At 46.0% G+C, this 2631-nt stretch carries 2 protein-coding genes and 1 pseudogene; 1 reads left to right on the plus strand and 2 read right to left on the minus strand.

Annotated features, from left to right (window positions below):
* A partial coding sequence (locus AQR02_RS12140; RefSeq protein ID WP_209444151.1) for a hypothetical protein occupies positions 1–294 on the plus strand: 294 nt, incomplete at its 5' end.
* 95 nt (positions 295–389) lie between these two features.
* On the opposite strand, the gene AQR02_RS12145 is transcribed toward AQR02_RS12140, so the two are convergent.
* Complete coding sequence (locus AQR02_RS12145) at positions 390–2057, minus strand: FAD-dependent oxidoreductase (protein WP_054940721.1); 1668 nt, start codon at positions 2055–2057, stop codon at positions 390–392.
* A gap of 209 nt (positions 2058–2266) precedes the next feature.
* Positions 2267–2631 (minus strand): annotated as a pseudogene (locus tag AQR02_RS12150) (hypothetical protein); the annotation flags it as partial.

The raw sequence follows: 2631 nt of genomic DNA on the forward strand, positions 1-2631 counted from the left end.
CATACTTCAAATGTTCGACTACTAGCCTCACTGGGGAATTTTGAGAAAGCGTATTTTGGGGAGGAAGTAAGTAGTGAGAAACCCTACAACGCAATTATTCATTTGCAACACGATGAGCAACGATTCGAAAAGGTGGAACAACTGCTGGATGCTCTTCTGGATCATAGTAAAGTTCCGCCTGAAGGTGCGCTTGAATGGACAAGCATTGCTCAGTTAGAGGAGATGGTTGCTGTGCAGGCCAGTAAGGAATTAGTAGCTGCAGGTACTGAAGATACGATAGACGAGGTGCTTTGAGCGCGTAGAAGGTATAAAATAACTCCCGATTTATAGGACTGTGCGACAAAAGTACAGTCCTATAAACTTGGAATTGGAGCTTGATAATCCGTTCTTTACGTATTAGATGAATTCAGGTAACGACGATATACTTGATAATTCTTGTTGCCTCCAGACAGGTTATAAACCTTCTCAAAGCCCAAGTTAATCAGAATATTCTGGGCTGCATTCCCGGTTGTTCCTTTGTTGCAGTAGGTGACAGTACGTTTCTTAGGATCCAAGGTAGAAGCCTTCTCACGCAGGTCTTTAAGCGAAATATGCTGTGCTCCTTGGACATGACTGGCTTCATATTGCTTTCTCGAACGCGTGTCGATAATTTGATAATCATCTTCTTTACCCACCAGCTCTGCCGGGGAAAGGAGAGGAAGATTGCGGCTGATCGCGTTATGAAGGGCCATCCCTGTGTACATAACAGGGTCTTTCGTGGTAGAGAAAGGAGGCGCATAGGCCAGATCCAGATGAAAGAGGTCCTCGACGTTCGCTTTGAAATGCAGAGCCGTAGCCAGGACATCCAGTCGTTTATCCACGCCTTCTGTACCGATAGCCTGAGCGCCTAATAGACGACCACTCTTACGGTCCGCTATGGCCTTTATGAGTAGTTCCTTTCCGTTTAAATATTCAGCTCTGGCCGGCTTCAAGTTGTAGAGGACCTCAACGTCAAAGCCTTCATTCCGTGCTGCTTGTTCGGTTAGCCCCGTAGTGCCAACAGCCAATTCGAACACACGGAAAATGCCGGTACCCAGAACACCGTGGAATTCCAGTTCTCCCCCTGTGATCACGTCTCCGGCGATCCGGCCCATTTTATTGGCCGTAGAGCCTAACGGATGGTAGAAAGGCTTTCTGGTAATGGACGAGTAACTTTCTGCAACATCACCAACAGCATAAATGTTCTCATGGCTGGTGCGCATATGTTTATCTACCTGAATAGCACCGGTTGGCCCTAGCTGTAAGCCGGCTTGTTGAGCGAGTGTAACGTTCGGACGAACCCCCGTTGCCAGGATGACAATATCCGCATTAAAGCGATGTCCACTTTTCGTTTCAACGGCATGGACAAGATGGCTGTCATCTTGGTGAATAGCTGTGACTTCTTCGTTCGTATAGACCTCGACCCCGTTTAACTGTAAATGTTCCTGGACACGGAATGAAATCTCCGGATCGAAGGACGACATGATATGACTTCCACGCTGTATAATGATCGATTTAATACCCCTATGGGTGAATTGCTCCGCAATCTCCATCCCGATATAGCCTCCACCGATAATAACCGCTTGCTTCGGATCGGCTTCTTGAATGAACGCATCGATATGCCGGGTATCTTCCATGGTCCGCACCGGGAAGATATTCTTCATTTGCGAATCGACATAGCCGGGGATCGTAACATTGGCCCCTGTAGCCAGTACAAGCTTATCGAAGGTTTCTTCAACCTCGGCACCATTGCTTAAATCGGTCACACGGATGGTCTGGTTCACCGGATCGATTGCAGTGACCTCGTGGTTGATGTTCATCTTGACGTTGTAGCGAGCTTCAAACCACTTTTTATCTCGAGGAATCAACTCTGACAGGTCTTCGACTTCATTCCCTAAATAATAAGGTATCCCGCAGATGGAGTAAGAAATATCCGGACCTTTTTCATATACAATAATTTCGGCTGATTCATCATTCCGCCGGGCTTTGGCAGCCACAGAGGTTCCTGCAGCTACAGAGCCTACAATAATAATCTTCAATTTAAGTCCTCCTTATATTCTATCATATAGATATATTAGCATTAGCTTATATAAAAATAAACTAGAGTTTTGCTCGTACATTCAGTGGGGGACTATAAAGAAAAACTGGCAGAGGGTAATCGTTTGGAGAAGTCCAGGAAGGACATGAAAATAGCTAAGAACCACCTTACTTGGATCCTTAGCTACTTCATCCATTTGCTTGCAAGAGACTATCCCAGTTTTTCATTAGGGGTCCCGCGTTTACTTTCCTTCGGGGCTGCCACCTTATTTTTTCCTTTATTCATTCTGACACTCTCCTGAAGCGCCTCTAAAAGATCAACAACAACATCTGATTCTTGCGTGGGCTTTAATACAATGTTCTGGCCAGCAATTTTAGATTGAATAGCCGCCAGCAATCGTTCTTGCTCTGGATTGGTATATGAAGTTAAATCCGAGGTTCCTGTCAGCCCTTTGACGATTTGTAAGGCTAACTTCAGCTGATTGGGATCTACAGAAATGGTGCTAGAGAGGTTGGGGACGTTCTCTGCGGGCCGAATTTCATTCGCGTAGTGCATGGTGGCCAGTTGAATGCAAG

Origin of the sequence: Paenibacillus ihuae (assembly GCF_001368795.1) — a bacterium.
In the GTDB taxonomy this organism is placed as follows: domain Bacteria; phylum Bacillota; class Bacilli; order Paenibacillales; family Paenibacillaceae; genus Paenibacillus_AQ; species Paenibacillus_AQ ihuae.